Raw genomic sequence first — 26,562 nt, 5'->3', positions numbered from 1 at the left:
AGCTGAAGAGCCGGGCAGAGCGGCAGCTGAAGAGCCGGGCAGCAGCCAGGATCCAGGCCATGGGATCACGACGGCCGGTGCCAGCGGATCCAAGCGGCCTGCCCGCCGTCGAGCAGCAGATCGGTTCCGGTGATGTAGCGCGCATCAGGCCCGGCCAGGAACGCCACCGCCTCGGCGACCTCGGCCGGGGTTCCGGTGCGGCCGGCGCCGCAGGCCTCCAGCATCGCCATCATGTGATCGCCTGACGCCGACTGCTGTTCCGCTCGCGCCATGGGTGTGGAGATCACGCCGGGGCTGAGCGTGTTGATCCGTGCGCCACGCCGGCTGTAGGCGAGGGCAGCCGCCGACGCGCGGACCTGGTTGGCGCGTTTCGCCAGGATGTAGGCGGACACCGCATCCGGCCCGGCCGATCGCACGACGTCCAGCGTGAGCAGGGCGGATGCCGGCTCCGATGCCAGCGCGCGTTCCTCGGCGGCGGAGAGCCGGGCGTAGTGGCCGGCCATGCTCGCCACGCAGACGACCGCCGTCCCGGGCACCGCGACGGCAGCGAACGCGTCGATCAGGTAGGCGGTTCCGGCCAGGTCGACACGCAGGATCTGCGGGATCGACGCGGTCGCGGCGGACACTCCGGCGGTGTGGACGACGGCTGCCAGGCGGCCTTCAGCGGCGGCATAGGCGGCCAGTGCCAGGACGGATTCCTGGTCACCGACGTCCACGACCCGCCCGGACACGTCGTGGCCTTCGGCTTCGAGGGCGGCCACGGCCCGGTCCAGGTGCTCAGGAGCGGCGTCGGCGAGGACGATCCGACGGCCACTGCCGATACGCCGCGCCACAGCGCTCCCCATTCCGCCGGCCCCGGTGATCACGACGGTTTCGGCAGTCATCGCGAATCTCCCGAGAGAACGGCCTGCCGCCAGGAACGAACGACTTTCGGTGGCATTCCCGCGGCCACTACGCCCACCAGTCTGCCCTCTTTTCGATAAGTGGCCAGGAAGCGATTCGATGCCAGCGATCCTTCGACTATGGAAACCGTGTCATGACCGCGAAGATATCCGAAGGCGTGGAGTTTCAGGTCGTACTGGTCGGACCAGAAATACGGCACCGGCGCGAACGGCCGGCCCGCCCCCAGCAGATTGCGGGCGGCGGCCATGCCCTGTTCGGCGGCGTTCGTCCGGTGCTCGATGCGCATGTCCACACCGAACAGCGGATTGTGCCATCGCGCCACGTCCCCGGCCGCGTAGATGCCCGGGGCAGCAGCGCAATAGGAGTCGCAGACCAAGCCGTCGTCCACGGTCAGCCCGCTTGCGGCGAGCCATTCCACATTGGGCTGCGAGCCGATCGCCACCCACACGACGTCGGCGTCGATGGCGGATACGTCGGCAACGGCCACGCCGGTTCGCAGGACAACGCCATGCGAGCGATGAATTTCGGACAGGTGTTCGCCCAGGAGAGGGCCGACGGCGTGCGCGAGCGGTACCGGCGCCGGTTCCAGAAGTTCCACCGAGCAGCCGAGCGCTACGGCCGCCGCGGCGCATTCCGCGCCGAGAAACCCGGCGCCGACGATGGTCACCCGCGTGCCGGGGCGCAAGCTTTCCCGCAAGGCGAGGGCGTCTTCGATCGTACGGAGGTAGCGCGCCCCCGATCCGGGAAGAGGCCGTGGCCGCACCCCGGTCGCCACGATCAAGCCATCGAACGGGACCGTCCCGCCATCGGCCAGCCCCACGGTCCGGCCGTCGGCGTCGAGCGAGTCAGCCCGCACACCGAGACGAATGTCCAGGTCAAGCGCCTTGAGGTGAGCATCGGAGCGCAACAGGATCCGGTCGAGGTCCCATCGCGCCGACAGGACCTGCTTAGAGAGGGGCGGCCGGTCGTACGGGGAAGAAGGCTCCTCACCGATGAGGGTGACCGTCCCCGTGAAGCCCTCGCGGCGCAGGGTCTCAGCGGCCGCGAGGCCGGCGGCCGAAGCGCCGACCACGACGACGCGCTTCACTCCTCGACCAGCCGGATGGCCGCGGCCGGGCAGACGGCGGCGGCCTCCCGCACCGCCTCGTACTCCTCCTCTGGAGGCGAAGGAGTGAGGACGATTGCCACGCCGTCCTCGTCCCGCTGATCAAATACAGCCGGGGCGACCATGGCGCATTGACCGGCCGCCACGCATTTCGGTTCGTCGAACTCCACGCGCATCGTCATCACCACGTCACCGGGAGCGCTTTGAGGCCGTAGGCGACACCTTCCATCGCGAATTCGACCTCCTCGAACGGCACGGCCAGGGACAGCGTGGGAATACGGCGGTAGAGGGTGCTGTAGACGACCTGCAATTCCACGCGCGCCAGGGATTGCCCGAGGCATTGATGGGCACCATAGCCGAAAGCGTGATGCGTCCGGGCGGGCCGTTTCAAATCGAGTCTATCCGGCGACGGAAACGCGGCTGGATCCCAGTTCGCTCCGGACAGGTCGAAGACGACTCCCTCGCCCGCCTTGATGACGGTGTCGTGCAGCGGAATGTCCTCGACGGCGATACGGCGAATGCCGGAGTGCACGATCGTGAGATAGCGCAGCAGTTCCTCGACCGCATTCGCCACGAAGGCGGGGTCGTCCGAGCGAGAACGGAGAATCGCCAATTCCGAAGGATTCCGCAGTAGCGCCAGAGTGCCGAGGGAGATCATGCTGGCACTGGTCTCATGGCCGGCGATGAGAATGGCACTGCCCATCGTGACGGCCTCCTCGAAGGTCATCTCCCCTGCCGTGACCCGCGCGCCCATCTCCGACAGCACGTCGTCGTCCGGGGAGGCGATCTTCTTGGTCAGCAGTGCGCCGAGATACTCGCCGAGGCCACGGCCCGCCTCCGCGCCCGCTGCCGGATCGGTGTCGTGGCTGATCGCGCGGCGGCTGGCGGCCTGGAAGAACTCATGATCCTCATAGGGGACGCCGAGGATCCGCGTGATCACGAGAGTCGGCACCGGGAGCGCGATCTTCTCGACGAGATCGAAGACGCGCGGACCGGCCAGGACCGCGGAGATCAGCTCGTCGATGACCTCTTGGATACCCGGCCTGAGCGAAGAAGCCCGTTTGACCATGAACGGGCCGTTCACCGTACGCCGCAGTCGCGTGTGCTCCGGCGGATCGGTGTTCGTGATCAGCGGCGGGATGTGCGGCGCCATGGCCGCGCGTGACCGGGTCATGTGCGGATACCCGGGCTTCTTCTCGTCGATGGAGAGCCGCGGGTCGTTGAGCAGGGCGCGCTGGTCGGCGTGCCGGGTCACGAACCACGGCGTGCTGCCGTCCCAGATCCGCACCCGGGCGAGCGGCGGCATGTCACGGATCGCGGCGGCCGGGGCGAACGGGCAGGACGCCGCACGGGTCATCGGATAGTAGGGCGTGTCTGACATGCCCGGTATGCAACCAAGGTCACCTGACGGGAAGCTGACGCAGGTGATACCCGAATCCGCGCCTGGTGTGAATCAGGTCCGGTCCGGCCTTCTGCCGCAGGCGCGCGACGAGGCGTTCGATCGCGTTCGCGTCGCGCGGCTCGCTCCACACCTCCCACGCGATCTGCTCCTTGGACAGGGTCTGACGTGCGTTGCGCATCAGATGGCGCAACAACCGGAACTCGGCAGCGGTCAGGTCGAGCGCCCGCCCACCCCGCCACGCCTGCCCGGCCGCCTCGTCGAGCAGCAGATCCTCGTGCCGCAACACCGGCGGCCGCAACTGGACCCGCACCCGCGCCAGCAGTTCCGGGATCCGGCATGGCTTGGTCACGTAGTCCTCGACCTCGGTGCCGACCTCGGGCAGCAGCGCGTCGAGCGATTCGCACGGTGTCATGCAGATGATCGGCGGGCGATCGGTCAGCACCGGCCGGGTGCGCGCCAGATCGTCCAGATCGGGGATCTCCACATCCACGACGATCAGATCGACCGGTTGTTCCCGCAGCCGAGCCATCGCGGCCGCGCCGGTCGTGGCGGGCGTGACGCGATACCCCGTCGCGGCCAGCCGGGCACTCAGCGATCGACGCAATTCACCGTCCGGGACCGTCACCAGCACATGCGGCATGACCGCGACGCTACTCTTCGAAGACCCTCGATCTCGTACGCCGGAAGCCCCACCGCGACGACAGCCCTCCCGCCTGACAACCCGCCGATCGGTGGGTTCTGCGGGCCCGCCGATCGGTGGGCCGGACCACGTCTCCCGGTGACTGCCTGCGGAAACGCGGTCACGGGAGGCTCGATGCATGCCAGCAGTCATCGAAGTGCAGAACATCCGCAAGCGGTACGGCGACACGCTCGCCGTCGACGATGTGTCCCTCACGGTCGAGCAGGGGGAGATCTTCGGAATCCTGGGACGCAACGGAGCCGGAAAGACGACGACCGTCGAGTGCATCGCCGGACTGCGAGCCCCTGACCACGGTGCTGTCGCCGTACGAGGACTCGATCCTGTGAAAGATCATGCGGCGCTGACCAGGCGTCTCGGCGTGCAACTCCAGGAAAGCCAGCTCCCGGCGCAGCTCAAGGTGGCCGAGGCGCTCGAACTGTACAGCTCGTTCTACGCCACGCCGAACGACTGGCGGGAGCTGATGGACGCGCTCGATCTCACGGCGAAGGCGAAGACCAAGTACGCCAAGCTGTCCGGTGGCCAGAAGCAGCGCCTGTCGATCGCGCTGGCGCTGGTCGGCAACCCGGAGGTCGCGATCCTCGACGAGCTGACGACCGGGCTCGACCCGCAGGCCCGCCGCGACACCTGGGAAGTGATCAAGCGGGTGCGGGAGCGCGGCACCACGATCGTGCTGGTCACTCACTTCATGGAGGAGGCCGAGCGCCTCTGCGACCGGCTGGCGCTGATCGATCGCGGTCACGTCGTCGCCGTGGACACCCCGTCCGGACTGGCCGGCGACGGATCTCTGGAAGACGCGTTCCTGGCTCTGACCACCCGGAAGGACGGCAACTGATGAACCTGATCAAGATGGAGGCCCTCCTGTCGATCCGGGACAAGGTCGGCCCGCTCTGGGGCGTCGGTTTCCCCCTTGTGCTGCTCGTGGTCCTCGGCAACGTCCCGTCGCTGCGCGAGGAGGTCGAGGCGGGCCTGTCACTGTTCGATCTCTACGTGCCGGTGCTGATCCTCTTCAACCTGGCGATGCTCGCCCTGGTAGCGGTGCCGACGGTGCTCGCCGGCTATCGCGAGAACGGTGTCCTGCGCCGCCTGCACACCACGCCGGTCGGCCCGGCGCGGGTGCTCGCCGCCCAGCTCGTGGCGAATCTGGGAATCGCGGTCATCGCGGCCGTGCTCTTCCTCGCCGTGGCCCGGCTGGCCTTCGGCGTCGGACTGCCCGCATCCGGTCTCGGCTTCCTCCTCTCCTGGCTGCTCGTGGCGGCCGCCATGCTGGCGATCGGCCTGCTCATCACCGCTCTCGCCCCGGGACGTGCCGCTGCCACGGCGATCGGCACGGTCCTCTACTTCCCGATGATGTTCTTCGCCGGGCTGTGGGTGCCGATCAGCCAGATGCCGCCGCTGCTGCGCGACATCAGTCACGCGACGCCGCTCGGCGCCGGCATGGAGGCTTTCCAGGCGACCTACGCGGGCGACTTCCCGCCGGCTCAACCGTTGCTCATCCTTCTCGGGTACGCCGTGGTGTGCGCGGCGGCCGCGATCCGATGGTTCCGCTGGGCTTAGGGTGATGACTGTGGATCGGCAGCCCTCCTGGTGGTTGACAACCGTGGTGCCGTACGGGCTGCTGGCCCTGCTCACCGTCTACACGATCGCCGATGGACAGTCCCAGCTCCTGCTCTGTGCCGTCACTGCGGTGTGGATGATCCCGATGTTCACCCCGATCCTGCACCGCGAATCCTGGATCCTCTTCCTCGGCCTCGTCCTCCTCACGCTGATCCTGGTCCTCCGCGTCCCCGCCTTCGGGTTCTTCACGACGGCCGCCTACATCTACGCCTTCACCTTCCTGCCCTGGCCCGGCCGGATCCCGGCGATCGCGAGTGTGGCGGTGGTGGCGGGAATCGCGCAGTCTTCGTCGATCGAGAAGACCGGCATCTCCGGATACGTCATCACGGGCGTCGTCGTGCTCCTCAACATGGTGATCATGGCCGTGATGGCCTGGGTCCTGCACCGCGAAGAACTGATCCAGGACGAACTCGCCCGATCGAACCGCCTCCTCGAAGAGCTCCAGGCCCAGCTCGTCGCCCAGGCCAGGGAGGCGGGCGTCCTCGAAGAACGCCGGCGGATGGCCCGGGAGATCCACGACACGGTGGCCCAGGGCCTGACCGGGATCATCGCCCAGATGCAGGCAGCCGAGCAGCGTCTCGCCGTCCCGCCGCAGTGGGAGCATCCGTTCGCAGCCGTGAAGCAGCTGGCCCGGGACAGTCTCACCGAGGCCCGCCGCTCGGTCGACGCGTTGCGCCCCGCCGCCCTGGCCGAGTCGCGCCCCAACGAGTCGCGCCCGGAAGATTCGCGCTCGGACGAGTCGCGCTCGGACGAGTCGCGCTCGGAAGATTCGCGCTCGGAAGATTCGCGCTCGGAAGATTCGCGCTCGGCCGCGTCGCGCCTCGCCGACGCGCTCGCCGGCGTGGCGGCGCGGTGGTCGTCGGTGCACGATCTGCCGGTACGCGTCGAAACCACCGGCACCCCGCGCCCGCTCGATCCCGAAGCCGAGTCCGCTCTGCTTCGCACCGCGCAGGAGGCCCTCGCCAACATCGCCAAGCACGCCGGCGCCACCCGGGTCGGCATCACACTCTCCTATCTCGACGACGAGGTAGCACTCGACGTCCTCGACGACGGCGCCGGCTTCGACCTCGCGACCAGCAAGGACGGCAGCTACGGCCTGACGATCATGCGGCAGCGAGTCGAAGCATGGAACGGCACGCTGCAGATCGAGACCGAGCCCGGCGCCGGCACCGGGATCTCGGCACGGATTCCACTGCCGGCCGGGGGACATCGATGATTCGCCTTCTGATCGCCGACGATCACCCCATCGTCCGGGACGGTCTCAGCGCCATGTTCGCCGCCGCCGACGGTTTCGAGGTGCTCGGTCAGGCCTCCGACGGCGCCGAAGCAGTCCGGATGGCTCAAGCACTGCACCCCGACGTGATCCTCATGGACCTGCGGATGCCCGGCATGGACGGCCTGTCGGCGATCACCGCACTCGCTGCCGCCGGAAACCCCGCACGAGTCCTCGTCCTGACCACCTACGACAACGACGCCCATGTGATCCCGGCGATCGAGGCCGGCGCGACCGGCTACCTCCTCAAGGACGCACCCCGCGAAGATCTGCTACGCGGCGCCCAGGCGGCAGCCCGCGGCGAGAGCGTACTGTCCCCGTCCGTCGCGATGCGCCTGGTCAACCGGGTACGCACGCCGGCGCCACAGCTCCTCAGCCAGCGTGAGCTGGAGGTGTTGCAACTGGTAGCGGCCGGCAACACGAACCGCGAAGCAGCCTCCCGCCTCTTCATCACCGAGGCGACGGTGAAGAGCCATCTACTCAGCATCTACGCGAAGCTCGGAGTGAGCGATCGCGCAGCAGCCGTCGCAGAAGGTTTCCACCGCAGGTTGCTGATCCCCGATTCCTGATCGCGCGGCGGCGAGCGGGGACGCTTCTGTTCGCGTGGCCTCATCACGGGGCAGCCACCCCGGTTGAAAGAATCGTCACCAGCACGATCAGAACCAGTCCGGCGCTGACCAGCGGCAGACTCCGCCTCGCCCCCGACCCGTCCGGGCCTGCCTTCGCCCTGATCGACCGACGCTTGATCAACTTGCCGATGGAACGACCGTAGACGGCTGCGGTGCTTACCGCCCGGCAGCGCGCCACCGTAGCTTCACCAGCATGACGATCGATACCGAGCCGGTGATCTCCGGTTTCCACCCCGACCCGTCCGTCTGCCGGGTCGGCGAGGATTACTACCTCATCTGCTCCAGCTTCGAATACTTCCCCGGCGTCCCGATCTTCCACAGCCGGGACCTGGTCGGCTGGCAGCAGATCGGCAACGTCGTCACCCGCGCCTCGCAGTTCGACCCCACCGGCGCGGCGCCGTCGACCGGCATCTACGCGCCGACGCTGCGCCACCACGACGGCCGCTTCTGGCTGACGACCACGATCGTCAACCGGCTCCAGGACGGCCAGCTGATCATGCACGCGGGCAGCGCCACCGGCCCGTGGAGCGATCCCGTATTCGTACCGGGAACGATCGGCATCGACCCGGACCTGTCCTGGGACAGCGCCGGGAACTGTTATCTGACCTATAAGGGCTTCCACGATCCGGGCGGCATCATGCAGGTCCGGATCGACCCACTGACCGGCGCGAAGCTCGACGACATCCAGGGCATCTGGCAGGGCACCGGCATGGCCCACCCCGAAGGACCGCACCTGTACGAGATCGACGGCACGTGGTATCTCCTGATCGCCGAGGGCGGCACCGAACGCGGCCACACCGTCACGATCGCCCGCGGCCCGTCTCCGTCCGGCCCGTTCGAACCCGGCCCGGACAATCCGATACTCACCCGCCGCAGCACCACGCACCCGGTTCAGAACACGGGTCACGCCGACCTGGTCCAGGACACCGGCGGCGCCTGGTGGATGGTGCATCTGGGCGTACGCCCCCGCGGCTACACCCCCGCCTTCCACGTGATCGGCCGCGAGACCTTCCTGGCCCCGGTGACCTGGAAGGACGGCTGGCCGGTCGTCACGAGCACGGACCGGCCGGTCCCCGATCAGGACCACTCGTTCTCCGAGGACTTCACCGCGCCGGTCACCCATCCGCGCTGGATCACCCCGTCCACGTCCTCTTCTTCCGGCCCTTCCTGCGTCCGCGTGAAAGACCTCCGCTGGTCCGCCGAAACGACCCTCTCCCCCGGTCCGCACCGATCCCACCTGACCCTTCGCCTCGACGACCGACACTGGTACGCCCTGATGGCCGACACCTCTTCCATCACCGCTGTGGCCCACATCGGCGACCTGGAACAAGCCCTCGCTTCCGTTCCTCCACCTGCGTCGGGCACGGTCACACTGCGGATCGAAGCGGTCGATCCGCCGCACGAACAGGCCGGACCCGACGAGATCGTGCTCAGTGCCGGCGGCGTCGAACTGGCACGGCTCGACGGTCGTTATCTGTCGACCGAGGTGGCCGGCGGCTTCACGGGCCGGGTGCTCTGCGTCGAGCGGGTGCTGGCTTTTTCGTACATCTCGAAAAAGGCCGACCAATAACCCAGAGCGAGCGAAAGTGACAGTTCTGCGACGCTGCTCAGTCGTCGTGGAATCTAGCCGACAGGTAGGGAGGAACAGTCCGGGAAGGCGCGGGGTTGCGATGAGCGGGCGCGGCGAGGTCGAAGTCACCACTGGCCGAAACGGCCTGGTCGGCATACTGGCCGACTTCAAGGTGAGCACCAAGGTCTACGCGGCGGCCCTCTGCGGCGCACTCGTCGCCGCCCTCATCGGAACGCTCGCGATCACCCGGCTCAGCGGCCTCAACGACGACATCAAGACGATGAAGTCGGACCACGTCGACAGCAGCCTGGAACTCGCCACGATCCGCGGGGCGATCGGCGAGGGCTTCCAGGTGCTCTTCGCCTACCAGGTGGTCGCGCAGGCCGCCAAGCAGGATCAGCGCGACAACCTGCCGGCGATCGACGACGCGACCATCGCCGCCATCGACGATTACCGCGCGCTCTCCGCCGAGTCGCCGGTGCGGCAGAAGGCCGTCGCCGAGGTGGCCGAGACCTTCGACTATTACCTCCAGCTCCGCGATTACGCGCTGTTCCAGGAGGCGCCGGACGCCGGGTACGAGATGCCGGCCCCGGCCGAGCTCGGCACGGTCTGGACGCAGACCCAGGAGGACCTGCGCGCCTCCGTCGTCGAACTCCAGGAAGCCGAGGACTCCGAATCCGGCGCGATGGCCGCCGATGCCGAGGCCGCTTACAAGAGCGCCCGCAACCAGATGATCATCTGGCTGGTCGTAGGCCTGATCCTGGCACTCGCCCTGGCCACCTTCGTGTCCCGGGTGATCGCGCGCCAGCTCCGCAGCGTCTCCACGGCGCTCGCGGCAGTGGCCGACGGAAACCTGACCGTCGACGCGCAGGTGCACGCCCGCGACGAGCTCGGCGCCATGGCCGTGGCCGTCAACACCGCCCGCGAAGGCCTGCGCAACATGGTCGGCCGCCTGACGGTCAGCTCGCAGACCCTCGACACCAGCACCGACCGCCTGACCCGGGCCGCCGACCGGATCGGCCAGTCCGCCCAGGAGGCCGCCGCGCAGGCGAACGTCGCCGCCCAGGCCGCCGGCGACGTCTCCACCAACGTGCAGAGCGTCGCCGCCGGCAGCGAGGAGATGGGCGTGTCGATCCGCGAGATCGCGTCCAACGCCGCCGAGGCAGCCCGGGTGGCCAGCGAAGCCGTAGGTGTCGCCGCCGGCACCAACGCCACGGTGTCCAAACTGGGCACGTCGAGCGCTGAGATCGGCAACGTGGTCAAGACGATCACTGCGATCGCGGAACAAACCAACCTCCTTGCTCTGAACGCCACCATCGAGGCGGCACGGGCCGGGGAAATGGGCAAGGGCTTCGCCGTCGTGGCCAGCGAGGTGAAGGACCTCGCCCAGGAGACGGCGCGAGCCACCGAGGACATCGCCCGCCGGGTGGAGGCCATCCAGGCCGACACGACGAATGCAGTGGCAGCGATCGAGGAGATCTCTTCGATCATCGCCCGCATCAACGACTACCAGACGACCATCGCCTCGGCCGTCGAAGAGCAGACCGCGACCACGGGCGAGATGTCGCGCAGCGTCGGTGACGCCGCCGACGGAACCGCGGCGATCGCCGGCAACATCGACGGTGTGGCCGCGGCCGCTCAGACGACGACCGCCGCGCTGGGCGAGGCGACGTCCACGGCCCACGAGCTGGCGGGAATCGCCACCGAGCTCCGGACGGTCGTGGCGCAGTTCCGCGTCTAATCTCCGCGCAAGGGCACACGCATTCGTGCCCTCGGCAGCATTCCGTGCATTCTCGTGCCCGCATTCTCCATGGCGCACATCCTTCCTTCGGCCCATTCCGCCACGTCGGTGGAATTCGCCTCGGGCCTGAGCAGACGCCAAGTGTTCCAGGCCCGGATCGGCCCCGCTAAGTGCAGGAACGCGCCCATTTGCGCGCCATCTGCAACCTTGCGAATCGCTGATGATCCCCTGAAAATCGCTTCTCCGGTCTGGCCGAAGACGCCCGCGAAAATCCCGGAATCGAGACTTGAGTCGACCCTTGGGGCCGGGTTTACCGTCGGCGGCAGGACTTGAGACGGGGAGGACGAATGACCGCATATAAGAGAGCCCCGGGCCGGCGACAGGCCGGACCGGGGCTCGACGGACAGCCGGCGCTACTTGCGCAGGGTGTCGATGTCGATCACGAAGCGATAGCGGACGTCGGACTTCAGGACCCGCTCGTATGCCTCGTTCACTGCCTCGGCGGCGATGATCTCGACCTCGGGGGCGATGCCCCGCTCCGCGCAGAAGTCCAGCATCTCCTGGGTCTCCGCGATACCGCCGATGCTGGATCCGGCGAACGAGCGGCGGTTGTTGAAGAGGTTGAAGACCTGCACGGGCAGCGGCTCCGGCGGGGCGCCCACACTCACCAGGGTGCCGTCGAGACGCAGCAACCCGAGGTAGGAACGCATGTCGATCGGCGCGCTGACCGTGTTGATGATCAGATCGAAGGTGTTCTTGAGCTTGTCGAAGGTGGCCGGGTCGCTGGTGGCGTGATAGTCCTGGGCGCCGAAGGCGAGGCCGTCCTCCTTCTTACCGAGCGTCTGCGACAGGACCGTCACGTCGGCGCCCATCGCAGCGGCGATCTTCACGGCCATGTGGCCGAGACCGCCCATACCCACGACGGCGACCTTCTTGCCCGGGCCGGCGTTCCAATGAGCCAGCGGGGAATAGGTGGTGATCCCGGCACAGAGCAGCGGCGCGGCCTTCTCGACCGGGATCGACTCGGGCACGCGCAGCACGAAGTCCTGGTCGACGACGATGTGGGTGGAGTAACCGCCCTGCGTGACCGTGCCGTCGCGGTCGACAGCGGCGTAGGTGCCGGTGTTGCCGGCGAGGCAGTACTGCTCCTGCCCGGCCTGGCAGTTCTCGCACTCCCGGCACGAGTTGACCATGCAACCGACGCCGACCCGGTCGCCGACGGCGTGACGGGTCACGTCGGCGCCCACCTCGGTCACGTGCCCGACGATCTCGTGGCCGACCGTGAGGGGGTAAGGCACCTGCCCCCACTCACCACGGACGGTGTGGATGTCGGAGTGGCAGATTCCGGCGTAGGCGATCTCGATGAGGACGTCGCCCGGGCCCAGGTCACGGCGCTCGACCGTGGTGCGCACGAGCGGCTCGGTGGCAGAGGGCGCGGCGATGGCGTTGACGGTGAGAATGACTTCCTCCGGGAACGGTCTGGCTTTTGTCTCTACTTGATCACACCCGTCATGCGGCTGGGAGAGCCTGGTGTGAGGTGTACTGCCGGTACACCCCATGGATACCCCGTCAGGGTCGGGTTTCTTCCACGGCGTAGGCGTAATCCGAACCAGGTGATGCACTGGCGGTCATCGCTGCTTGTAGGGCATTCCGTGGAGGATCCTGATGATCGAGCCTGTGCAAGTCTTCTGGGCGCCGGACGGCGCCAGCATGCCGACCCTGGGCAGCCGGCCACTGGTGGACGTGACGGACGGAGACACACCGAACCTGCGAATGCCGGTCCGGATGCTGTCCGTCGACACGCCGGAGGTCACGGCCCGCGGCGCGGAGCGAGCCGCGCAGATCGACGAGGAGTTCAGCCAGCTGGCCGAGTGGATTCACAAAGGGCTCGCGCCGATCTCCTCGGAGCTCGGGGAATTCCTGAAACCGCGGCTGGACTCCGGTCAGGCCGGGTCACTGCACTTCTCGCAGGGACAGGCCGCGTCCGCGTTCTCGAAGGAGAACATCGCCAGGCGCCTGGCCCGGCCCGGTGGCCAGCCGCGCGCCATGTTCATCCGGGTGGCCGACAGTCCGTTCGACAGCAACCACCGGCTGCTGGCCTACCTCGCTCCCGACTACACCGAGAAGGAACGCCGCGAGTTCCCGAAACGGCTCCGGCCCACCTTCAACCTCGATCTGGTGACCTCCGGCTGGGCTGCGCCGTTCATCATCTACCCCGACATCCCGGCCGCCGACGATCTGGCTCTGCTGATCGAGGCTGCGGCCGGCGCCCGCGCCGACGGGCTGGGGATCTGGGCCAATCCGCAGACGCTGCTGGCCTACGAGTACCGCTCCATGGAGCGACTCTTCGACATCACCAAGAAGAAGGTGAACGGCCAGCCGCTGAAGGTCGACGAACGCTCGTGGCGCGAGAGGTACTGCGTCGACTTGCGCAACCGGGTGCTGCACGGCCCGGAGGACTACTTCGGCATCGACCCGGAGTACCGGCTGTGGCTGTGGCCGGCGGACCTGCGCGATGCGGTGGCGAGACTGAACCTCACACCGTCCGCCCGCCTGGCCTCCGGTCGATAGGACGGTCTGTCCGGCGTCGTGACGGCCGCTGATCCCCGTACGAGAAAAAGATCTTCAAGAAAGTGGGGTGGGGATGTCGAGACTCGGTGGCGGGCTCCGTCCCAGGGGCAGAAGTGACCACAATGGGTCACGTCAGCACCTAGGAGAGACACCATGCCGAAGTACCTGCTGCTCAAGCACTACCGTGGCGCGCCGACTCCGGTCAACGACGTGCCGATGGAGAAGTGGACACCCGAGGAGATCACGGCACATGTGCAGTACATGAACGACTTCGCGGCTCGGCTGGAGTCGAGCGGGGAGTTCGTGGACGGCCAGGCGCTGGCGCCGGAGGGGACGTGGGTTCAGTACGGAGGAGAAGGACGGCCGCCCGTCACCGATGGGCCGTTCGCGGAGACCAAGGATCTGATCGCCGGGTGGATGATCATCGATGTGGACAGCTATGAGCGGGCGATCGAGCTGGCCGGCGAACTGTCCGCGGCGCCGGGCAAGGACGGCAGGCCGATTCACGAGTGGCTGGAGGTCCGGCCGTTCCTGACCCATTCGCCGACTATCACGGAATGAACTTCCGGGAACTCACCCCGAGCGTGATCGGGATCCTCGTCCGCCGCGGAGCCGACTTCGCGGCGGCCGAGGACGCGGTGCAGGACGCGCTCATCGAAGCGGTGCGGGTGTGGCCCGGTGAGCCACCCCGCGACCCGAAGGGGTGGCTCGTCACGGTGGCCTGGCGCCGGTACCTCGACGCGACCCGTGCCGACGTGGCCCGCCGCCGGCGCGAGGACGTCGTTCATGAGGAGCCGGCGCCCGGGCCGGCCACCGCGGTCGACGACACGCTGCAGCTGTACTTCCTGTGCGCGCACCCGTCGCTGACTCCGGCGTCGGCGGTCGCGCTGACACTGCGGGCCGTCGGCGGGCTGACCACCCGGCAGATCGCGGACGCCTACCTGGTGCCCGAGGCGACGATGGCGCAGCGCATCAGCCGGGCGAAGCGGACCGTGTCCGGCGTGCGGTTCGACCAGCCGGGCGATGTGGCGACGGTGCTGAGGGTGCTCTACCTGGTGTTCAACGAAGGGTATTCGGGCGACGTCGACCTGGCGGCCGAGGCGATCCGGCTCACGCGGCAACTGGCCTTCGCCATCGATCATCCGGAAGTCGCAGGGCTGCTGGCTCTGATGCTGCTGCACCACGCACGACGGGACGCGCGGACCGGTCCCGACGGGAGCCTGATCCCGTTGGCCGAGCAGGATCGCGGCAGGTGGGACACGACATCGATCGCTGAGGGGGTGAAAATTCTGCAGGCGGCGCTCGCCCGGGACAGGCTCGGGGAGTTCCAGGCGCAGGCTGCCATCGCGGCGCTTCATGCGGACGCGCTGACCGCGGAGGAGACGGATTGGGTGCAGATCGTGGAGTGGTACGACGAACTCGTCGCGCTCACCGGCAATCCGGTCGTCAAGCTCAATCGCGCCGTCGCCGTGGGTGAGGCCGACGGGGCGCGGGCAGGCTTGAAGGCCCTAGCGGAACTGGATCCGGCGCTGCCCCGGTATGAGGCGGTTTCGGCCTACTTGCATGAGCGTGATGGCGACTGGGGCACGGCGGCGCGGTTGTACGCGGAGGCGGCGCGGAAGGCCACGAACCTTGCGGAACGCGACCATCTGACGCGGCAGGCAGCACGGCTCAACTCACGGATGGGTTGAGGACCGGATTCGCGAGGCCGCGGAGAGCGCTTCCGACTTTCGGCGGGCCGCGGGCGTTGGGCGGCGGGCATTTGGCGTTGGGCGGCGGGCGTTGGGCGGCGGGCATTGGGCCTGGGGCGGCGGGCTCAGGTTGTCTTGAGGTTCGCCTGGCCTTTGGTCTCGGCGAGACGAGACGAGACGAGACGGGCCGAGCCGGGTCGGGTCGAGCCAGGTCGGGCCGGGCCGGTCGGGTCGGGCCGGTCGGGCCGGGTCGGGCCGGTCGGGCCGGGTCGGGCCGGTCGGGTCGGTCGGGTCGGGTCGGGCCGGGCCGGGCCGGGCCGGAATCGCGGCGGACCCTCGACGGCCAGGCGTGGTGCTTCGCGGCGTGGAGAGGCTGAGGACTATGGACGCGGTGACGTTTGTGGCGCGGCAGGACTCCGGCATACGAGCCGGTGACATTCGCGGCGCCGCAGGGCCCCTGGCTTGTGAACCGGCGAAGTTCTGCGGCGCGGCAGGGACTCGGGCCTCGGAGGCGGTGCCGTTCGCGGCGCGGGAAGAGGGCTCGGGTTTTGGACGCGGCGCCGTTCGCGGCGCGGGAAGGGGCTCGGATTTGGAAATGGTGACGTTCGCGGTGTGGGACGCGCCTGGATTCGGTGTCGTGCGGCTGGACCGTGTCAGTACTCAATGGGTGGGTGCACGGCCGGACGAGAGTCGACTTGTGATGGTCGTTCTCGGTCGCGAATCGGGGTGCCTGGACGGTGAAGAGCCTGACCTCGCCGTTTCCTCGATGGACCCGTCGATCGGTGGGGATCTTCGGCGAGGGCTGGTTGCCGGCGCGTTGTTGTCGCTGGCCGAGCGGGCGGCTGCGGCTCAGGAAATTTCGCAGCGGGAGTCCGCGACGGCGTTGATGCGGATGGCGGAACGGCCCGGTGCGGACACGACGCTGGGTGTGGACGGGAGGGTGGTTCCGGCTTGGCGGTATGAGGTGCCGGGCAGTGAGGACTGGGTGATCGTGTCGGGGGATGCGGAGGTTCCGGTGTGTGTTTCCGGGCTACGGGGCGTCAGGGTGCCTGAGCTGGAAGCCGCTGACCTGGCGCTCTGGCGTGAGCCGCTTCTCGCGCAGATCGCCGGCATACGGAGTGGCCCGGTCTGAGCCGACGGGCGAGCCGCCGGCTTCGGTAAGGGCGGCCTGAAGCCAGGGTCCGGCCGCCGGCTTCAGCGAGGATGGCATGCGCCGCCGCTTTCGGTGGCGACGGCCTGGGCGGGCGATTTCGGTGGCGACGGCCTGGGCGGGCGATTTCGGTGGGGACGGCCTGGACCGCCGCTTTCGGGGGGCGGCCTGGGCCGGCGGGCGGGCCGCCGGCTTCGGCTGGTCAGAGGGAGGCTTTGCGGACTCCGGGGAGTTCGCCGCGGTGGGCCAGTTCGCGGAACCGCACGCGGGAGAGGCCGAAACGCGACAGCACACCCCGGGGGCGGCCGTCGATCTGGTCCCGGCTGCGGCGGCGGCTCGGGCTGGAGTCGCGGGGCAGGGTGGAGAGGCGGCGTACGGCGGACTCCCGCTCCGCCGGGTCGGTGGCCGGGCCGGCGATCGTCTTCTTCAGGGCCGCTCGCTGTTCCGCATAGCGGTTCACCAGGTCGGTGCGGCGTTTCTCGCGTTCGGTGAGGCTTCGGCGGGCCATGTCAGCGGGACTCCTCCTTCGTACGTGGGGAACACGGCATCAGCGGTCCTCGCGGAACGGGACGTGGCGGCGGGCCACCGGGTCGTATTTGCGGAGGACCAGGCGGTCGGGGTGGGTGCGGCGGTTCTTGCGGGTGACGTAGGTGTACCCGGTTCCCGCCGTGCTGCGAAGCTTGATGACCGGGCGGACGTCGGTGGACTTAGCCATCAGTGAACCTCCTGCGGACGAGGACGGGAGTCCTGAGAACCGGCGGCTGCGAGGCCAAGCCTCGGAAGACCGCGCGCACGAATACGAGCCACGACGGCGTCGATGCCGTCCCGGTCGATGACCTTCAGGCCCTTGGTGCTGACGTTCAGGCGGATGGTGCTGCCGTCGGTCAGGCGGAAGCGGCGGCGTTGGATGTTCGGGTTCCAGCGGCGTCTGGTGCGGCGGTGCGAATGGGAGACGGCGTTGCCGAAGCCGGGCTTGGCGCCGGTCACGTCACAGAGGAACGACATGCCGCAACTTTACAATGAAAACCATTGTCATTAGCAAGCCGAGCGGACAAGATGATGGACGTGAACAGCAACCCGATCACCTCCACCGCTCCCGTCTCCGCAGATCAGCGGCCCCGAGTGACCGTTCTGTCCGGGTTCGAACCCGGCACCACGCAGGCGGCAGCCCGAGCCCTGCTGATCGAGGACACCCAGCTGGTGGCCGTCCGGCACGACCTCGCCCGGCTCCGCGACGGCCGGGTACGCCGCGTCGTCGAGTCGGCCGACCGGATCATCGAGGAGGCCGAGGTGCCGCTGGAGCACGGCTGCGTGTCCTGCACCCTGCGCGAGGACGTGCTGCCGACCCTGGTCCGGATCGCCCGCGAGTGGCCGGGCAGCGACATCCTGCTGGTCCTGCCGCCGGTCGTGGAGCCCGAAGCGGTCGCCGGCGCGTGCGCGCACACTCTCGTCGACGGCGCGCCGGTGACCGAGACGATCCGCTTCGACTCCTACGTGGCGGTGGTCGACGCCGATCGTTTCCTCGACGACCTGGCGAGCACCGACGACCTGCGCGACCGGGACATGCACGCCGCCGAGGACGATCACCGCGCGGTCGCCGAGGTGGTCGTGCACCAGGTCGAATTCAGCGACACGGTGCTGCTGTGGAGCCGTCCGGGTTCCGATGAGGCGGATCTTCAGAAGCTGACCACTCTGGTACGCCGCCTCGCGCCGTGGTCAGCCCACGTCTCCACCGGGACATCGCCGTCCCTGGACTGCGGGAACCTCGCCGCCGCTCTGCGCCGCACCGGACGCCACGATCCGAACCGCCCGGGTCTGCTCGGCCTGGCGCTGGAGGGCCGGCAGATCGCGGTGCACGACGGCGAGACCTCGGTGGTGTTCCGATCCCGCCGGCCGTTCCACCCGCGGCGGCTGCACGAGGCCCTCGAAGGCATCACCGAGCACGCGCTGCGAGGGCGAGGCCAGCTGTGGATCGCGAGCCAGCCGGACGGCGTGATCGCGTTCGAGGCCGCGGGCGGCGGGGTCAGTCTCGGGAGCCTGGGATTCTGGCTGGCCGCGCTGCCGGTGGAGCGCTGGACCGAGACGAGCGACGAGCGCCGGATCGCCGCCGACCTGGCGTGGGATCCGTACTACGGCGACCGGCAGACGGTCCTCGCGCTGATCGGTTTCGGACTGGACGCGGCCCACTTGACCAGGCTGCTCGCGAGTTGCCTGCTCACCGACGACGAGCTGGCGGACGGCTTCGACGCCTGGCACGCCCTCGACGACCCCTTCGCGGGATGTTTTCCGCTGCGCGAGCAGGACAAGCGGTGAGAACGATCATCCTCGCCACCGCAGGACCTCGAGCGCGGCCGCGACGCTGAGCGTGGTGCCGGCCAGCGGCCGCGGCAGGAGGGTGTCGGCGCGTGCCAGGCGGCGGACCACCGTGTTGCGATGGGTGAAGAGCTTTTCTGCCGTACGCGTCGCGCTGCACTGCTCCCGGACGTACACGGCAACGGTCTCCCGCGTCTCGGCGTCGGCGTGCAGCAGGTCGCCCAGGGTGTCGTCGAGGAACTCGTCGGCCTGCGCCGGATCGGCGGTGAGCAGCGCGACGAGCTGCACGTCGGTGTAGCGGGCGACCTGCTGCGGCGAGGTGAGCCGGGTCAGCATCCGCTGGGTGGCGACGGCGTCGAGGTGGCTGCGCCGGAAGCCGTCGAGGTCGGCGGCCGGCCGCCCGATCGCGATCCGCACACCGGGCGGGAGGTCGAGATCCCGGGGATCCGGCGCGACGGCGACCGGCAGCCACAGCCAGAGGACGGCCGCACCGGCGACGATCGTGAGGCGGGACGCGGCCGTACCGGCCCGGACCAGCGCCTCCGAAGCCGCCTCCAACTGACCGGAGGCGTCGGAGGACCAGATGATGGCGGCGGTGTGCGGGCCGGTCAGCCGATATCCCAGCTGCGCCTCCGCCCGCGCCCGGCTGATCGGCGCCCCTTCGAGGATCAGCGTGACGGTGGCCCGCCGCTCGGCGTGGGCGCCGCGGGTCAGCTCGGCCCGTTCCCGCTCCATCCGCTCGGAGACGGCGGCGATGGTGTCCTCGACGAACGTGGAGATCGACAGCGACGAGATGTCGAGCAGGGCCCGCAGCTCGTCAGGGGACGCGCCGAGACCGAAACAGATGTCCATCCAGCGCCGCCAGGCGACGGACTGACCGGTCCGGTAGGAGTCCAGCGCTCGCTGATCCAGCCCACGGCGTACCAGGTCACGGGCGGTGTCGAGGAGTTCTGGCGCGAGGTCGACCGGCACGCGCACGCCGGGGTGGCGTACGTTCGCCGCGGTCCACTGACCGAGATTGGCGACGTTGCTGCGCCGCACGCCGGCGACCAGCACCGGATCCTCGGCGACCGGGCGCATCCGCTCGCCGCTGAGCGACGCCGCGTGCAGCCCCTCGATCCAGTCGGCGGGCGGGTCGAGAGCCGCCTCGGCGCCTTGCCGGAACAGGTCGGCGATGCGGGGCGGGATCGACGGCCATGCAGCGTTCTGCACCATGCTGTGATGATGGCGGTGCGTTTCGCCCTGGCGCAACGGCACCGGGAGAACGCATCCTGGGGCCATGGAGCATCTGGACGTTCTGATCATCGGGGCAGGCATCTCCGGCATCGGCGCGGGGCGCTACCTGAAGACCGAGCTGCCCGCCAAGAGCTTCGCGATCCTGGAGGCCCGGGGCGCGTCCGGCGGCACCTGGGATCTCTTCCGTTATCCGGGCATCCGGTCCGACTCCGACCTGCACACGTTCGGCTACGAGTTCAAGCCGTGGCGCGACGAGGAGTCGATCGCCGACGCGCCGCGGATCCTCGCCTACCTGCGCGAGACGATCACCGAGAACGGCCTGGACCAGCACATCCGCTATCACCATGAGGTGGCGCATGCCGCGTGGTCCTCCGCCGACGCCCGCTGGACGGTCACCCTCGCCGACGGAAGGACGCTGAGCTGCGACTGGCTGTTCAGCGCCGGCGGCTACTACCGCTACGACGAGGGCTTCACCCCCGCCTTCCACCATCGCGAGAGCTTCCGCGGCACGATCATTCACCCCCAGCACTGGCCGGAAGACCTCGACTACGCCGGCAAGCGCGTCCTCGTCATCGGCAGCGGCGCGACCGCCGTCACCCTGGTCCCGGCCATGGCGCCGACCGCCGCCCACGTGACGATGCTGCAGCGCACGCCCACCTACATCCTCCCGGTGCCGAAGAAGGACAAGCTCGCCAACGCCTTCAAGAAGCACCTGGGAGAGGTACGGGGATACGCCTGGACCAGGCGCAAGAACATCGCCCAGCAGAGGATGATCTGGTCGTTCGCCCAGCGGTTCCCGAAGGCCGCCCGCCGGGTGATCCGCTGGGTGAACACCCGGCAGCTGCCGCCCGGTTATCCGGTCGACGAGCACTTCAACCCGCCGTACGACCCGTGGGACCAGCGGCTCTGCGCGGTCCCGGACGGCGACCTGTTCCGGGCCATCCGGCACGGCTCGGCGTCGGTGGTCACCGGTCGGATCGCCCGGTTCACCCCGGAGGGCGTGCTGCTGGAGTCCGGCCGCTCGCTGGAGGCCGACATCATCGTGACCGCGACCGGCCTCAACGTGCAGGCGTTCGGCGGCGTCCCGATGACCGTCGACGGCCGGCCGGTGCACCTCCCGGACACCGTCGCCTACAAGGGCATGATGCTCTCCGGCGTGCCCAACCTCGCCTTCGCCATCGGCTACACCAACTCCTCCTGGACGCTCAAGATCGGCCTGCTCTGTGAGCACTTCTGCCGGATCCTCGAACACATGGACCTTCATGGGTACGCCGAATGCCGGCCCGTGCTGAACGACCCTTCCATGCCGACCCGCCCCTTCCTCGATTTCGGCGCGGGGTACATCAGGCGAGCGGTCGGCCAGCTGCCTCGCCAGGGCGACCGGATGCCGTGGCTGACCTCGATGGACTATCAGTCCGACGTGAGACTGCTGCGCGCCGACGACGTGACCGACCCGGAGCTGCACTTCTCAGCGGCCGGAACCGCGCAGCACCGCGTCGAGCACGGTGACGACCTCGTCGCCCGCGAGTGAGTAGAGGACGTGGCGGCCCTGGCGACGGCGGCGGATGAGGCCCGCGTGCGCCAGGTGCCGCAGGTGGTGGGCGATGGCCGTCGGGTGGGCCGGCACCGCCTCGCCGATCCGGGCCGGGGTGGCCTCGCCCGCCTCGAGCACGACGAGGATGTGCAGCCGGTGCTCGTAGGCCATACCGCGCAGCATCTCCACGACGCGCCGCAGTTCAGCAGGATCGATCATGCCGCCGCCACCTCACGGGTGATCCCGGCGACCGCTCTGCGCAGAGCCCAGGAGAGCAGCAGGGCCGCTGTCGCGGTCAGCGAGATGCTCGCACCGGCGGCCACGTTCCACCGGGCGGAGATCCACAGTCCCAGCAGGCCGCTCGCCATCGCCAGGCCGACGGCCCCGGCGGTGATCACCCGCAGCCGGTCGGACCACAGCCGGGCGGCCGCCGCCGGGGCGACGATCAGGGACAGGGCGAGGATCGTGCCGATCGCCGGCACCAGCGTCACCACGACCACCTGGATCGTGAGCAGCAGGACGACGTCCCAGGCGCCGACCGCGAGGCCCGCCGCCCGGGCGCCGGCCGGGTCGAACCCGGCGTAGAGCAGCGGCCGGGAGCAGACCAGCAGCGTCGCCGCCACGACGGCCAGGGCCACCGCCGTGATCAGCAGGTCCTGGGAGCTCACCGTGAGGATCGAGCCGACCAGGAACGAGGACAGGTCCCGGCTGAAGCCGCTCTGCGTCGCCACCAGCGCGGCGCCGAGCGCGAATCCCCCGGAGAGCAGCACGCCGGTGGCCGCCGCGGCGTCCTGACCGCGGCGACGGGACAGCGCGGCCACGCCGAGAGCGATCACGGCGCCGGTCACCACTCCCCCGAGCAGCAGATTCACCCCGATGATCGAGGCGGCCACCACGCCGGGGAACGTCGCGTGGGTCAGGGCCATCGTGAAGAACGAGAGGCGGCGCATCACCACGTGCACGCCGATCAGGCCGGCCAGGGCGCCGACGAGCAGCACTTCGAGCACGGCACGTTCGATCATGCCGTCCTCCTCAGCGCGCGGACCGGGATGAGCAGCAGATAGAAGAGCACCAGCAGCAGTACGACCGCCGACGCCGAGGTGAGCGCGATCCCGTATCGCAGCGAAGCCGTCCAGGACAGCAGCAGCCCGAAGTAGCCGGCCGCGAGCACCAGCACTCCCCCGGCGGCGGCCATCGTCGGGAGCCGGTCGGACACCATCCGCGCCGCCGCCGCGGGAACGATCAGCAGCGCCACCACCAGGATCGTCCCGACCGCCCGGACCGCGGCGACCACGACGAGCGCGAGCAGCACGTTCACCCACAGGTCGAGCCGGCCGATCCGGAAACCCGCGGCCGCCGCGCCGGCCGGGTCGAACGCCCGGAACAGCAGCGCACGGAACGTCACCAGCAGCCCGCCCAGGATCACCACCGCGAGCACCGCCGTCTCGGTGATCTGCTGCGGTGTCACGGTCAGCAGGCGTCCGAAGAGAAAGGACGTCAGATCCGAGGTGTACGAGGTACGCCGTGACACGAGAACTACACCGATCGAGAACATCGCGGTGAGCAGGACCGCCGTCGCCGCGTCGTCGGTGAGCCGGGCCCCGCGCGTCAGCAGGGTGAGGACCAGCGCGGTCAGCACGCCCACGACCAGGGCGCCGAGGAACACGCCTTCGATGCCCGCGGCGGCGAAGCCGATCACGACTCCGGGGAACACGGTGTGCGTCAGCGCGTCCGAGACGAACGACAGGCGGCGCACGAACACCAGGACGCTGATCGGGCCGCAGATCAGCGCGAGCAACGCGATCTCGGTGAGGGCCCGGCCCATGAACGGGACGGTGAACGGCTCGATCACTGCTCGACCAGCACTGTCCGGTCGTTAGGTGAGAACACGGCGCTTCCGCCGTACGCAAGCCGCAGTGAACCGACCGTGAGCGTCTCGCCCGGCGTGCCCACCGCCCACTGCCGTCCGTTGAGGAGGCAGACGAGGTCGGCGAGGTCACGCGCCAGGCCGAGGTCATGAGTGCTGATGATCATCGCGGCGCCGGCGGCCGACAGCTCCCGCAGGACCGTCACGATCGCGTCCTGACTGACCGCGTCGACCCCGTTGAACGGCTCGTCGAGCAGCAGCAGACCCGGCTCGGCGACGATCGCGCGGGCCAGCAGCACGCGCTGACGCTGACCGCCGGAGAGGGTGCCGAAGCGGTGCCCGGCCTTGTCCTCGAGTCCTACCTTCGCCAATGCCGCACGGACCGCCGTCCGGTCGGCTCTCCCGGCGGGCCGCCACCAGCCGAGGCGGCGGTAACGGCCCATCATGACCACCTGGCCGGCGCTGACCGGGAAGTCGGCGTCGAGGCTGCCGGCCTGCGGTACGTATCCGATGTCGCTCCGCTCGGGCTTGATCGCCGTTCCCGACTGTATTTCGGCGGCTCCGATCATGGACTTGATCAGGGTGGACTTCCCGGCGCCGTTGGGCCCTACGAGGAGTAGTCGTTGTCCCTGCGTCACCTTCAGGTCGATCTCGCTGATGACCGATCTGCCCTGATATCCGACGGCGACGTTCTCGTACCGCAGTTCCATGGTCAGTTTGCCAGGGCCTCTGTGAGGATCCGGGTGTTGTGGCGCTCGGCCTCCAGGTAGGAGCCGTCCGGCCCCAGGCTGTCGCCGAACAGGGCGTCCTCACCGGCGACGACCTTCACGCCGGCCTGCTGCGCGATCGCCTCGGCGGTCTTCGGCGGCAGCGAGCTCTCCGCGAAGATCGCCGTGGTGCCGGTGCTCTTGATCTTGGAGACCAGGTCGCTGAGCTGCTTCGCGGAGAGCTCGGCGGAGGTGTCCAGACTGGGGATGACCGAGCCGACGAATGCGAGGTCGTAGCGGGCGATGTAGTAGCCGAAGGCGTCGTGGTTGGTGACGATCTTCTTGTTCTGGACGGTGGACCAGGCGGTGGCGTTGTCGGTGTCGAGCTTGTCCAGCTCCGCCTGATATCTCGTCAGATTGGTGGTGAAAGCCGCCGCCTTCGCCGGGTCCGCCGCGGCCAGGCCCTTCTCGATGTTCGCCACCATGATCTTGGCGTTGCGGGGGTCGTGCCAGATGTGCGGGTCGTGTTCGTGCCCCTCCTCCTCGCCCTCGTGGTCGTGGCCGCCCTCCCGCAACGTCACACCGGCACTGGAGTCGACGACGGTTCCCGCGAAGCCGGCCGAGTCGATCGTGCGGTCCAGCCACTCCTCCAGGCCGACGCCGTTCTTCACGACGATCTTCGCCTTGCTGATCGCCTGCAGGTCGGCGGGCGTCGGCTCGTAGTCGTGCGGGTCCACATTCGGCTTGATGATCTGCGTGACGTCCACATCCGCGCCCCCGATGTTGCGCACGAAATCAGCCACCTCGGGCGTGGTCGCCACAACGGCGAGCTTCGCCTTCTCCGGCACGGGGGCCGCCTCGCTCTGACCGCCCGACGCCCCGCAGCCCGCCATCACGGTGGTGGCCGCGGCGATGCCCGCGATCCAGTACATGCGCTTCACGGTTCTCACTCCTGTCACTTTTGCCACTGAGGACCGGAACGATAATCATGTTCAAAACTCATCGTCTAATCGCAAACTGACGATGTGTTCGCCCCGACCCGGCGAAGATGGCGGCACGCTGTGCTCGGGCGGCAAACCATGACGAGCGCCGATCCTGTCGCGCATGACGCGGTCAGCCCCTTTCCTGCCCCTTCCCGCGTGGCAGGCAATCGCCCAGGGTCGGCGCCGGGCAGACCTTTCCCCCTGATCGCGCCTGTCGGTGATGGCACGAAGCACCATGGCAATCCAGGTAGCCCTCGTGAAACGAATTCCGTTGCTTCCGGCTTCTTTTCGGGGGTTGTGTCTGGATATGAAATTCCGGCAGGCGGCCTCGTCGAGGCGGCAGAGGGTGCGGACAATGGGAATATGGCGCAGCTTTCACTATTCCCGACGAGGCATCTGCGGGATCCGACCCTGCGTCGCAACTATTCGGCTGAGGCTGAAGAATTCCGTCGTGAACATGAGCGGCATCGTTCCTGGGGTTTGACGCAGCGGCATGCCAGGCGGCTCCGCCAGGTGCGAGAGCGCGCAGAGGTTCGCGAGGCCGAGGGACCGATCATGGACGACACCGGCGAGAGGCTGCCACCCAGCGATAGGAGCCAGCCGAGCCGCGCTGTGCCGACGCGGCCCGGTTGCGTGACGTCGCCGCAGGTCAATGTCGATACAGCAGAGACGGCGCAGGTCAACGCCACGCGGCCGGCGCAGGTCAACGCCACGCAGCCCAACGCCGCGGAGTCAATGCAGGGCGATGCCGCAGAGTCGATGCTGGTCAACACTGCAGAGCTTGTGCGCACCGGAGTTCCGAGGTCGTCACATCGCGACGCCACGGATCAGGATCGCGAAGCCGATGCGGTCCGACGCCGCGACATTGATGCGAGCCCAGGAAAGACGGTCGCGGGCCAGGGAACAACGGTCGCGGGCCACGGAACGACGGCGCAGGCCACGGAAAGACGGTCGCGGGCCACGGAACGACGGCGCAGGCCACGGAAAGACAGTCGCAGGCCACGGAACAACGGTCGCGGGCCACGGAACGACGGCGCAGGCCACGGAAAGACAGTCGCAGGCCACGGAACGACGGCGCAGGCCACGGAACGACAGTCGCAGGCCACGGAAAGACAGTCGCGGGCCGGGTCCTCTCGACTAGCTCAGTTCGGCACCTCAGAACAAGCGCGGGCGGGCGCTGCGGGCAGGCCGGCGGACCCCTGCGCATTCACCTTTCCGATTCTTGGACGCATATGGTCGACTGTCGAAACAATCGGTTCGGGAATCATCTCGTCGGCGATATCGGACCGCCCACAAATCGTAGCTCACCCCTTCTTGCAATGGTAATGCCCCGGTGAAGATTCTTTTGGTCGAGCTCAGCGGTCGGCGCACACTGCTCGCGGGCCGCGATTTCTGCGGCCACCGCTGAGAGGGCTCGTGGCGGATGAGCGATCGGCGGGAAGGCGGCCGCCTTCGCCGTCTACGCCGCGGCGGTCCTGGGCCGGGCTTTCCTCCGGTACGGCGGGAGGCCGCCGATGAGAGGTGGCCCACTCAAGACACAGGTTTGAAAACTTGATCCGTTCCAGAAAAGCTG

Annotated in this window: 25 protein-coding genes and 2 pseudogenes; 12 read left to right on the top strand and 15 right to left on the bottom strand. The window is 68.9% G+C overall.

Annotated features, from left to right (window positions below):
- Window positions 1–65 precede the first annotated feature (65 nt).
- The 5 genes from EP757_RS30025 to EP757_RS30005 are packed head-to-tail and all read right to left on the bottom strand — an operon-like array spanning window position 66 to window position 4,050.
- Window positions 66–884, bottom strand: a complete 819-nt coding sequence (locus EP757_RS30025) for an SDR family oxidoreductase (protein WP_127551688.1) — start codon at window positions 882–884, stop codon at window positions 66–68.
- Entirely contained in the window at window positions 881–1,990 is a 1,110-nt protein-coding gene (locus EP757_RS30020) for an NAD(P)/FAD-dependent oxidoreductase (RefSeq protein ID WP_127551686.1), read from the bottom strand. Before EP757_RS30020 ends, EP757_RS30025 begins: the two co-directional genes overlap by 4 nt.
- Window positions 1,987–2,190, bottom strand: coding sequence for a ferredoxin (locus EP757_RS30015; RefSeq protein ID WP_232050071.1), 204 nt, complete (start codon window positions 2,188–2,190; stop codon window positions 1,987–1,989). The genes EP757_RS30020 and EP757_RS30015 overlap by 4 nt, the downstream gene beginning before the upstream one ends.
- Complete coding sequence (locus EP757_RS30010; RefSeq protein ID WP_232050070.1) at window positions 2,190–3,389, bottom strand: cytochrome P450; 1,200 nt, start codon at window positions 3,387–3,389, stop codon at window positions 2,190–2,192. The genes EP757_RS30015 and EP757_RS30010 overlap by 1 nt, the downstream gene beginning before the upstream one ends.
- A gap of 19 nt (window positions 3,390–3,408) precedes the next feature.
- Window positions 3,409–4,050: a response regulator transcription factor gene (locus EP757_RS30005; protein WP_127551684.1), complete on the bottom strand. Its 642-nt coding sequence runs from the start codon at window positions 4,048–4,050 to the stop codon at window positions 3,409–3,411.
- A 178-nt stretch (window positions 4,051–4,228) separates the two neighbouring features.
- Between EP757_RS30005 and EP757_RS30000 the strand changes: the two are divergent.
- The 6 genes and pseudogenes from EP757_RS30000 to EP757_RS29975 all read left to right on the top strand — a co-directional run.
- Window positions 4,229–4,879, top strand: a pseudogene (locus tag EP757_RS30000) (ABC transporter ATP-binding protein); the annotation flags it as partial.
- 62 nt (window positions 4,880–4,941) lie between these two features.
- Window positions 4,942–5,664 (top strand): ABC transporter permease, encoded by a 723-nt coding sequence (locus EP757_RS29995; RefSeq protein ID WP_127551681.1) that lies wholly within the window; start codon window positions 4,942–4,944, stop codon window positions 5,662–5,664.
- 4 nt (window positions 5,665–5,668) lie between these two features.
- A complete protein-coding gene (locus EP757_RS29990; RefSeq protein ID WP_127551679.1) occupies window positions 5,669–6,940 on the top strand; it encodes a sensor histidine kinase in 1,272 nt (423 codons plus the stop codon).
- A complete protein-coding gene (locus EP757_RS29985) occupies window positions 6,937–7,566 on the top strand; it encodes a response regulator transcription factor (RefSeq protein ID WP_127551677.1) in 630 nt (209 codons plus the stop codon). Before EP757_RS29990 ends, EP757_RS29985 begins: the two co-directional genes overlap by 4 nt.
- A 253-nt stretch (window positions 7,567–7,819) precedes the next feature.
- Window positions 7,820–9,196 carry a glycoside hydrolase family 43 protein gene (locus tag EP757_RS29980; protein WP_127551675.1) on the top strand — a complete coding sequence of 459 codons (1,377 nt, stop codon included), beginning with the start codon at window positions 7,820–7,822 and terminating at the stop codon, window positions 9,194–9,196.
- A gap of 100 nt (window positions 9,197–9,296) precedes the next feature.
- A complete protein-coding gene (locus EP757_RS29975) occupies window positions 9,297–10,937 on the top strand; it encodes a methyl-accepting chemotaxis protein (RefSeq protein WP_146002952.1) in 1,641 nt (546 codons plus the stop codon).
- Window positions 10,938–11,350: 413 nt separating this feature from the next.
- Here the strand turns inward: EP757_RS29975 and EP757_RS29970 are convergent, their stop codons facing one another.
- Window positions 11,351–12,397 carry an NAD(P)-dependent alcohol dehydrogenase gene (locus EP757_RS29970; protein ID WP_127554501.1) on the bottom strand — a complete coding sequence of 349 codons (1,047 nt, stop codon included), beginning with the start codon at window positions 12,395–12,397 and terminating at the stop codon, window positions 11,351–11,353.
- A 205-nt stretch (window positions 12,398–12,602) separates the two neighbouring features.
- On the opposite strand from EP757_RS29970, the gene EP757_RS29965 reads away from it, so the two are divergent.
- The 4 genes from EP757_RS29965 to EP757_RS29950 all read left to right on the top strand — a co-directional run bounded on the left by EP757_RS29965 (window position 12,603) and on the right by EP757_RS29950 (window position 16,331).
- Complete coding sequence (locus tag EP757_RS29965) at window positions 12,603–13,508, top strand: nuclease (RefSeq protein ID WP_127551673.1); 906 nt, start codon at window positions 12,603–12,605, stop codon at window positions 13,506–13,508.
- A 153-nt stretch (window positions 13,509–13,661) separates the two neighbouring features.
- Window positions 13,662–14,069 (top strand): YciI family protein, encoded by a 408-nt coding sequence (locus tag EP757_RS29960; RefSeq protein WP_127551671.1) that lies wholly within the window; start codon window positions 13,662–13,664, stop codon window positions 14,067–14,069.
- Window positions 14,066–15,199 carry an RNA polymerase sigma factor gene (locus EP757_RS29955; RefSeq protein ID WP_127551669.1) on the top strand — a complete coding sequence of 378 codons (1,134 nt, stop codon included), beginning with the start codon at window positions 14,066–14,068 and terminating at the stop codon, window positions 15,197–15,199. The genes EP757_RS29960 and EP757_RS29955 overlap by 4 nt, the downstream gene beginning before the upstream one ends.
- A gap of 382 nt (window positions 15,200–15,581) precedes the next feature.
- On the top strand, window positions 15,582–16,331 hold the full coding sequence (locus EP757_RS29950) for a hypothetical protein (protein WP_127551667.1): 750 nt from the start codon (window positions 15,582–15,584) through the stop codon (window positions 16,329–16,331).
- Window positions 16,332–16,551: 220 nt separating this feature from the next.
- Here the strand turns inward: EP757_RS29950 and rpsN are convergent, their stop codons facing one another.
- The 3 genes and pseudogenes from rpsN to rpmB form a co-directional block, all read right to left on the bottom strand.
- Window positions 16,552–16,857, bottom strand: coding sequence for a 30S ribosomal protein S14 (gene rpsN / locus EP757_RS29945; protein ID WP_127551665.1), 306 nt, complete (start codon window positions 16,855–16,857; stop codon window positions 16,552–16,554).
- A 39-nt stretch (window positions 16,858–16,896) separates the two neighbouring features.
- Entirely contained in the window at window positions 16,897–17,064 is a 168-nt protein-coding gene (gene rpmG / locus EP757_RS29940; protein ID WP_127551663.1) for a 50S ribosomal protein L33, read from the bottom strand.
- Between the two features lie 65 nt (window positions 17,065–17,129).
- Window positions 17,130–17,354: pseudogene (rpmB, locus tag EP757_RS29935) on the bottom strand (50S ribosomal protein L28); the annotation flags it as partial.
- Between the two features lie 60 nt (window positions 17,355–17,414).
- Here rpmB and EP757_RS29930 point away from each other — a divergent pair.
- Window positions 17,415–18,662: a GTP-binding protein gene (locus EP757_RS29930; RefSeq protein WP_174262458.1), complete on the top strand. Its 1,248-nt coding sequence runs from the start codon at window positions 17,415–17,417 to the stop codon at window positions 18,660–18,662.
- Between the two features lie 6 nt (window positions 18,663–18,668).
- Here EP757_RS29930 and EP757_RS29925 read toward each other — a convergent pair whose 3' ends face one another.
- Complete coding sequence (locus tag EP757_RS29925) at window positions 18,669–19,877, bottom strand: CdaR family transcriptional regulator (RefSeq protein ID WP_127551659.1); 1,209 nt, start codon at window positions 19,875–19,877, stop codon at window positions 18,669–18,671.
- Window positions 19,878–19,941: 64 nt separating this feature from the next.
- Here EP757_RS29925 and EP757_RS29920 point away from each other — a divergent pair, with 64 nt between their 5' ends.
- Entirely contained in the window at window positions 19,942–21,429 is a 1,488-nt protein-coding gene (locus EP757_RS29920) for an NAD(P)/FAD-dependent oxidoreductase (protein ID WP_127551657.1), read from the top strand.
- On the opposite strand, the gene EP757_RS29915 is transcribed toward EP757_RS29920, so the two are convergent.
- From EP757_RS29915 to EP757_RS29895, 5 genes are read right to left on the bottom strand one after another with little or no spacing between them, the layout of a single operon-like run.
- Entirely contained in the window at window positions 21,367–21,651 is a 285-nt protein-coding gene (locus EP757_RS29915) for a helix-turn-helix transcriptional regulator (RefSeq protein WP_127551655.1), read from the bottom strand. The genes EP757_RS29920 and EP757_RS29915 overlap by 63 nt on opposite strands.
- Window positions 21,648–22,454, bottom strand: coding sequence for a metal ABC transporter permease (locus EP757_RS29910; protein WP_127551653.1), 807 nt, complete (start codon window positions 22,452–22,454; stop codon window positions 21,648–21,650). Before EP757_RS29910 ends, EP757_RS29915 begins: the two co-directional genes overlap by 4 nt.
- Complete coding sequence (locus EP757_RS29905; RefSeq protein WP_127551652.1) at window positions 22,451–23,284, bottom strand: metal ABC transporter permease; 834 nt, start codon at window positions 23,282–23,284, stop codon at window positions 22,451–22,453. The genes EP757_RS29910 and EP757_RS29905 overlap by 4 nt, the downstream gene beginning before the upstream one ends.
- Window positions 23,281–24,009 carry a metal ABC transporter ATP-binding protein gene (locus EP757_RS29900; protein ID WP_127551650.1) on the bottom strand — a complete coding sequence of 243 codons (729 nt, stop codon included), beginning with the start codon at window positions 24,007–24,009 and terminating at the stop codon, window positions 23,281–23,283. The genes EP757_RS29905 and EP757_RS29900 overlap by 4 nt, the downstream gene beginning before the upstream one ends.
- Before the next feature lie 2 nt (window positions 24,010–24,011).
- On the bottom strand, window positions 24,012–24,956 hold the full coding sequence (locus tag EP757_RS29895; RefSeq protein ID WP_232050068.1) for a metal ABC transporter substrate-binding protein: 945 nt from the start codon (window positions 24,954–24,956) through the stop codon (window positions 24,012–24,014).
- Between the last annotated feature and the right edge of the window lie 1,606 nt (window positions 24,957–26,562).

Origin of the sequence: Actinoplanes sp. OR16, assembly GCF_004001265.1 — a bacterium.
Taxonomy (GTDB): Bacteria; Actinomycetota; Actinomycetes; order Mycobacteriales; family Micromonosporaceae; genus Actinoplanes.
This window is presented reverse-complemented; position numbering and strand designations above follow the sequence as displayed.